The 6,717-nt window shown below is 46.6% G+C and carries 6 protein-coding genes and 2 pseudogenes; 2 read left to right on the top strand and 6 right to left on the bottom strand.

What is annotated here, in order from left to right; genetic code table 11:
- Window positions 1–55 (top strand): annotated as a pseudogene (locus F6K20_RS40725) (hypothetical protein); the annotation flags it as partial.
- A 293-nt stretch (window positions 56–348) separates the two neighbouring features.
- Here the strand turns inward: F6K20_RS40725 and F6K20_RS40720 are convergent.
- The 6 genes and pseudogenes from F6K20_RS40720 to F6K20_RS18915 all read right to left on the bottom strand — a co-directional run.
- Window positions 349–417 (bottom strand): annotated as a pseudogene (locus F6K20_RS40720) (hypothetical protein); the annotation flags it as partial.
- A 306-nt stretch (window positions 418–723) separates the two neighbouring features.
- A complete protein-coding gene (ccmN, locus tag F6K20_RS18935; RefSeq protein ID WP_287265140.1) occupies window positions 724–1,428 on the bottom strand; it encodes a beta-carboxysome scaffolding protein CcmN in 705 nt (234 codons plus the stop codon).
- Window positions 1,429–1,811: 383 nt separating this feature from the next.
- Window positions 1,812–3,491 (bottom strand): beta-carboxysome scaffolding protein CcmM, encoded by a 1,680-nt coding sequence (gene ccmM, locus F6K20_RS18930; RefSeq protein WP_008185078.1) that lies wholly within the window; start codon window positions 3,489–3,491, stop codon window positions 1,812–1,814.
- A gap of 303 nt (window positions 3,492–3,794) precedes the next feature.
- The gene (gene ccmL, locus F6K20_RS18925) at window positions 3,795–4,094 is read right to left on the bottom strand and encodes a beta-carboxysome shell vertex protein CcmL (protein ID WP_008185074.1); all 300 of its coding nucleotides are present in this window, start codon (window positions 4,092–4,094) and stop codon (window positions 3,795–3,797) included.
- Window positions 4,095–4,261: 167 nt separating this feature from the next.
- Window positions 4,262–4,603: a carbon dioxide-concentrating mechanism protein CcmK gene (locus F6K20_RS18920; RefSeq protein ID WP_044493402.1), complete on the bottom strand. Its 342-nt coding sequence runs from the start codon at window positions 4,601–4,603 to the stop codon at window positions 4,262–4,264.
- 183 nt (window positions 4,604–4,786) lie between these two features.
- Window positions 4,787–5,098, bottom strand: coding sequence for a carbon dioxide-concentrating mechanism protein CcmK (locus F6K20_RS18915; RefSeq protein ID WP_008185070.1), 312 nt, complete (start codon window positions 5,096–5,098; stop codon window positions 4,787–4,789).
- 1,217 nt (window positions 5,099–6,315) lie between these two features.
- Here F6K20_RS18915 and F6K20_RS18910 point away from each other — a divergent pair.
- On the top strand, window positions 6,316–6,651 hold the full coding sequence (locus tag F6K20_RS18910; RefSeq protein WP_287295636.1) for a hypothetical protein: 336 nt from the start codon (window positions 6,316–6,318) through the stop codon (window positions 6,649–6,651).
- Window positions 6,652–6,717: the final 66 nt, after the last annotated feature.

The raw sequence follows: 6,717 nt of genomic DNA, 5'->3' as shown, positions 1-6,717 counted from the left end.
CCTTAGGCAGGCATACCTCAGAAAGGCATACCTCAGACAGGCATACCTCAGAAAGGCAGACCTCAGACAGGTAGACCTCAGAGAGGCAGACCTCAGACAGGTAGACCTCAGAGAGGCAGACCTCAGGTTGGCAGACCTCAGGTTGGCAGACCTCAGGTCGGCAAAGCTCAGCTTCGCAGACCTCAGACAGGCATACCTCAGACAGGCAAACCTCAGCTGGGCAAACCTCAGCTCGGCAAACCTCAGGTTGGCAAACCTCAGACAGGCATACCTCAGCTGGGCAAACCTCAGACAGGCAAACCTCAGACAGGCAAACCTCAGACAGGCAGACCTCAGCTCAACAGACCTCAGCTGGGCAGACCTTAGTGAGGCAAACCTCAGCTGGGCAGACCTTAGTGAGGCAAACCTCGAAAACATTTCCTGGAATGAGGACACGAAGTGGGAGAACGTGCAGGGGTTGGAAACAGCAATTAATGTGCCAGAAGCCTTGAAAAATCACCTAACCTCACCCTAGCCTGCATCTAGGGAATTTTTATGGGATTGACCAAAAGTCACGCTAAGCGATGAAGCGATGGCTCGAAGAGCCCGCCAAAGGCGATTGACATGATTGTCACGCTTCGCGATCGCAAAGCGTGGCCCAAAGGCCTCAGCTTCCGCGCTTATGCGATGGCTCGAAGAGCCCGCTAAAAGCGATCGCAAAAAAGGAATAAGTCTAAACAGCTGTTATGTATCTTTGCTAGGACTATTAAAAGATTGATTGTAAGGAAACAAAGTATCCAGTAATCGGTTCAAGCTCCCCTGCCCATGAACAGTAGGCTGAGTCTTCGGAGCTGGTGATTCTGTCTGCGACTCCGCCGTCCTCTCAGCCTCAATAGTTTCTGTGGTGTTAGTCTCTGTAGAATTGGTATCTATAGAATTAGTCTCTGTAGAATTAGTCTCTGTAGAATTAGTCTCTATAGAATTGGTATCTGTAGTATTAGTCTCGGTGGTATCTGTAGCCACCGTATTACTGGTGGATGGCACTTGACCATTCACAGATTCAGTGGTAAAGCTTTGATCAGGTAAAGTTGATGACGACTCCTGAGGTTTCTGCTCCAAGCTATCAGGAGTTGGTTGAGACTCTTCCGGTAATGGACGCCCCTTATCCCCCAACACGGAGGCTGATGGTACCACTTGTAAGGATTCTACAGAATGATTCCAAATTGTCGTCAGGGAGCCAATACTAGCATTAGCGCCAATTTTTCCCTTCCCCACGACCAGAACCCCAGCTCCCAAACTCGCTCCTGATTCCACCTCCACAGTACCTTTGTGAGCATGAATAATTGCTCCCATACCGATACAAACACCGGCTGCAATCGTTATTTTACTGTCTGGATCCGCTCGCAAAATTACCCCTGCTGAAATAGCAGCACTAGGATCAATGCTCACATTTCCTTCCACGTGTATATGAGAATTATTACTCAATAGAAGTTTAGGCAAGTGCATAATTTTGGGCACAGTAGACTTCGCTGCAATTGTCGGGGTAAAGAATTCTGGGTAAAGGGTTTTAGGATTAAATTTGACTCTAGCACTATCATTTTTGATGGCTTCTTTACCGTTGCAAGAAGTCTAATAGCTATCAATAAGCTGGTCTTGATTTAAATTGAATGATTCTGACAGCAAGGGATTAGGGGGATAGGGTTTGACGGTTTTTTTTCTAAGGGATGCAGTGCGGTATTGGGGCTTCCCCCCATCTACCCACACTTCCCACACTTCCCACACTTCCCGCGCCCCCGCCCCTCTTTCCCTGTTCCCTGTGCTATAATTATGGATTACGGCTTTTGAATCAGCGTCTCTAGAACACGCCGTTTAGCTTTCGGATCAATACCAATCAACCTTACATACTCACCCGAATGTTCAACCAAGCAGGTTTCTAGACCTTCAACCACGTCTGAAACCTGAGTAGAATCAATGGGGGAGCAACTCTGCCAAGAGCTGGTGCGGAATCGACGTTTATCCGCATGTTCAGTACCAATGCGAAAACCTTGGGACAACAAGTTACGAATCTTATCAATGATATCTTGACTCAAGGATGAACCAGAAGCGCTGCTGCCATTAAATCCTGAGGATTGCGTTGAACGGGGAGTATAGCTACTACTACTAGGGGCAGATTTAGCACCAGGGTTGACAGTGTCCCCAGGTTTTTGAATAATCTTTTCCATCACCCGGCGCTTAGCTTGCGGGTCAATCCCAATCAGTCGGACATACTCACCAGCGTGGTCTGCCAAACAAGCTCCCAGGTCTGCCACAGCCTGTGATACGTTATCGGAGTTTATGCCAGGAGCACTCTTCCAGGAACTAGTCCGGAAGCGACGCTCATCAGCATACTCAATACCAATGCGATACCCTTGGGACAACAGTTGACGAACTAGATCATCCACTGATGCCTCTAAGCCATTGTTAGATACAGCCGCAGCAGGTTGGGGAGCAGAGCTGTAGGGGCTGTAGCTGCTTGAACCAGATCCACTGGAACTCCGAGACACTTGGCCACCCGGTTTTTGGATAATCTCTTCACACACCCGGCGTTTAGCTTTCGGGTCAATCCCAATTAGTCGGACATACTCACCAGCGTGGTCTGCCAGACAATCACCCAAGGATTGGAGCACTTCTGATTCACGATCGGAGTCTATTCCGGAAGCACTCTTCCAGGAACTAGTACGGAAGCGACGCTCATCAGCATATTCAGCACCAATTCGGTATCCTTGGCCTAACAGTTGACGAACTCGTTGTTGAAGCTCTGAACTTAATCCTGTATTTGAAGACATTGATCTGAAAGATTTATGGGAACTATCAGGGCTACTATGACCATTAGAGTCAGCATTTTCGGCAATTTCCTTGCGGATGGGCATCATGCAGGAATCATCCTCTGCACACTGATAACCCGCCCGCAATGCCTCATTGATTGCCACCACATGGTTAGCAAACGTTCTATCTTGCTCTTCTACATCCGGTAGTCGGTCAGCTTGCTGCTGATTAGTAATCACCGCTCCGGAAGGCACATATTTACCGGGAGGAATTTCGACATCCTGAACAAGGGCATGCATCATCACAATACAGCCCTTGCCAACTCTAGCATTAAACACCGTAGAGCGAAAGCCAATAAAGCAATCATCCCCAATATAAGCAGGACCATGAATCAGGCTCAAGTGGGTAATTGATGCATTCTTGCCAATCCAGACCGAGTACTCTTTCTGGTCATCCCCAACAACCCGACCTTCTTCAAGACCATGAATCACAACACCATCTTGAATATTAGTGCCTTCACCGATGTAAAATGCTCCCCCTTCATCAGCTCGAATCGAGGTTCCCGAAGCAATCAATACATTGGCCGCAATCTCTACATTTCCAATGATGTTGGAAAAAGAATGCACATAAGCTGTGTCATCAATTTTTGGTTCGGCCAGATTCCTTGACCACGGTGTTGGGGGAGCTGCCTGGGTGCTAAATGCCATAGATGTTTTCCTCCTAATTTTTATTTGAGATACACTGTCATGAAATAGATTTTTGTCAAGCCCCACACTTGAGGATTGGGGTTAGTTATTTCTGCTGCTCCCACTCGGGAATTGTAATCACGCAGAAATTGCTGGATTGTTAATAGTTAACCTCTACCGTTATGGCTTATCGTTACAAATAACTGCTTTGGAAAGCTATAGGGCTCAAGTCAGAATCGAGCAATGGATAACCAGGGATAAGCTACTACCCAAAGCTACTACCCAAAGCTACTACCCAAAGCTACTATTGTCCGAACCTACTCACTAATACTGGTCTTTTTTGCTGTAGAGCATGCTATTGTCCACACTGACCGTGTCAATAATCCCCACCACCATAGCGTCGATGGGACGCTTGTCACTCTCACCGACTTGCCGAGCCGCGCTGCCACGGCTGACTAGCACCCACTCATTTATACCAGCACCGACTATGTCAGCTGCGACCTCATACTTGGGGAGTGGTTCTCCTGCATCATCTAGGTATTGCAGGAAAAGGAATTTAGTTCCTCTAAGACTAGGATCTTTATAAGTACTAACGACCGTGCCTCGGACCTTGGCAATTTGCATTGACCTAACTTATAACAGGACTTGGGGTGACAGGACTTGGGGGGAGATGGATTAGGGAGCAGTTATATGGCGAAGCCAAAACTAGTGGATCAAGCAATCTCTCCCCTCATGGTAAGCACATCCCCTACTTGACACCGGCATGTATTGAATCTCAAATTGACGGACGATTATGGACGGTTCATCGGACGGATGGCGTTAGTACTCTCCCGGAACTGTTCCACATCTTCGGTATAACGAATTGGTAGAACATACTCCAGGTTTTCGTGAGGTCGAGCAATAATATGGGTAGATAATACCTGACCGCCATTAACACGCTTAACGTTATCAACCCCAGCGGATACGGAGGCTTGCACCTCAGACACATCTCCCCGCACAATCACGGTTACACGAGCGCTACCAATTTTTTCATAACCCACAAGGGTGACACGAGCCGCTTTCACCATAGCATCTGCGGCTTCTACAACCGCTGGAAAACCAAGGGTTTCCACCATTCCCACAGCAATTGACATGAATTTTACTCCTAGACGTTTATCAAGATTTTGATCAACCCACGCGCTGACCACACGTGGGATGGTTGTGACGGCATATAAGCGCTCTTTGCTAAACCTATAGTCACTGCATACCAACCAGTTCAGCACCCAAGCTTGTGCCAATTGCCTCTAGACTCTCTATGGTTTTTAGGAGCATCTTGGCTAATAGCTACGGAACTGTTCCACAGCTTCGCTGTAACGAATTGGTAGGACATACTCTAAGTTTTCATGGGGACGAGCGATGATGTGGGTTGATACCACCTTACCTCCATTCACCCGGTTTGCTGATTCTATCCCAGCGGATACGGAAGCTTGCACTTCGGAAACATCTCCCCGCACAATCACGGTTACACGAGCGCTACCGATTTTTTCATAACCCACAAGGGTGACGCGAGCGGCTTTAACCATCGCATCAGCTGCTTCTACAACAGCTGGAAAGCCCTCAGTTTCAATCATTCCAACAGCAATTGGCATTTCGCTTTTCTCCTAGTGGATTAGTCAAATAATAGTGATGAACGCTCCCTAACTCACCTGGCAGTGTAGTTAGGGCAGTGTAGTTAGGGTTTCTGTGGCATTGCAGATAACTTAGGACTTACGAAGTTTAGTTGGTTTTGCCCCCCTGCCCCCCCAAGCGAGGGATTGTTCGCTTGGGGGGTAATGATGTCAAAGTCCCCCAGAATTGGGGGATTTATGGGGCACTTGCGTAAGTCCTGTAACTGCAATGTTGCCGGGTAAATCGGCCTTTTCGATACACCGTCAGAACGTGAGCCGACCAAGCCCATTGCAGGTAGCTAACTGACCTAGCTAACTGACCTAGCTAATTCACCTAGCTAAATCAGGTAGCTAAGTGTATTGGTCGTGCTTCTGTGCTTCCCTTGCTCCCCGCTTAATCCGCCTCATGGTTAGTTTGGGGGGGATTAAAGGGTGGAGGGGGGTGTGGGTTGGCCTGACCAAAAGTCATTGTTTCCCTGGCTTTTCGGCCAAGCTACGCTAACACCCCGGCTCAAACAAAGATAGTAGACGGGGAATGCCCCCAACATCTTTGTTTAAAGGACAACCAAAACTAAGCATAGAGAACCTTGGCGTATTTGACAATATAAAATATGATAATACTTCTTAATGAGAGACCTTAACAAAACTTAACATTCCGAGGGGGTCAGCTAGATTAGTTAACGAAAATTAACCGTTTTGGAGAATGGTTGCTTTTGTTTTATAATTTTTTTATAACTTTTAGATAAGTAATCCTCACTAAGCGCCAGAATTTGAGTGCGGTCACCGAGTTCCTGGGTTACGACACGGGGAACTGGGTCGCTCTAACCTGACTAAGGAGAGATGGGTGGATAGATGGCTTGTCAAGCCTGATTTGAGCTTTAATACAAATGCTTGATCAGTTGTCAAGCCCGACTTGACCTTTAATCAGTTAGCGTTATCGGTTCTATAAAGGTTACTTGTCATGATGTCAATAACCACGTTTTATGGTAATGATCAAAAAAATATTATGGAAAAATCTGCCTGGATTATGTCCAAGATAACCCTTAACTGATAAAGTTATAAAAATACTAATGATTTAAGACAAATCACCACATTATTAGCTGTAAACCGAGGAAAATCGTAACTTTAAAAATCCGTTTGGGCTAATTAGTACCGATTTTTATTTAATTGATTCAATGAAATGATGAGGTCAAGGCGTGATGACTGAGTTCCTTACTCAGACTATTTGGGTAGTTCCTATTTACAGTTGGATTGGGGCATTTTTAACTATCCCCTGGGCAACAGGAATAGTGCGTCGTACAGGACCAAGACCAGCGGCTTACTTTAACCTGTTGATGACACTTTTCGCCTGCATTCATGGCTGGCTAATCTTCCAGGCTTCATTACAAGAAGCCGTGCAAGAGATACAGTTTCACTGGCTAATGGTTGCTGATATTGACATATCCTTTGTTCTGGAAGTCTCACCAGTGAGTACTGCAGCAATGGAGTTTATCACCAGCCAGTCACAGTTCTGTGGTGCGACACTCGGAAACTGAAGTGATCAGATGGGAGTGAAATTGTTAGATAATCTCAGTGTGTTTTATCTTTGAGTTTATCCTTGG

Origin of the sequence: Moorena sp. SIO2C4, from assembly GCF_010672485.1 — a bacterium.
GTDB classification, from domain to species: Bacteria; Cyanobacteriota; Cyanobacteriia; order Cyanobacteriales; family Coleofasciculaceae; genus Moorena; species Moorena producens.
Note: the sequence above shows the minus strand (reverse complement) of the source record. Positions and strands in the feature narration are given on the sequence as shown.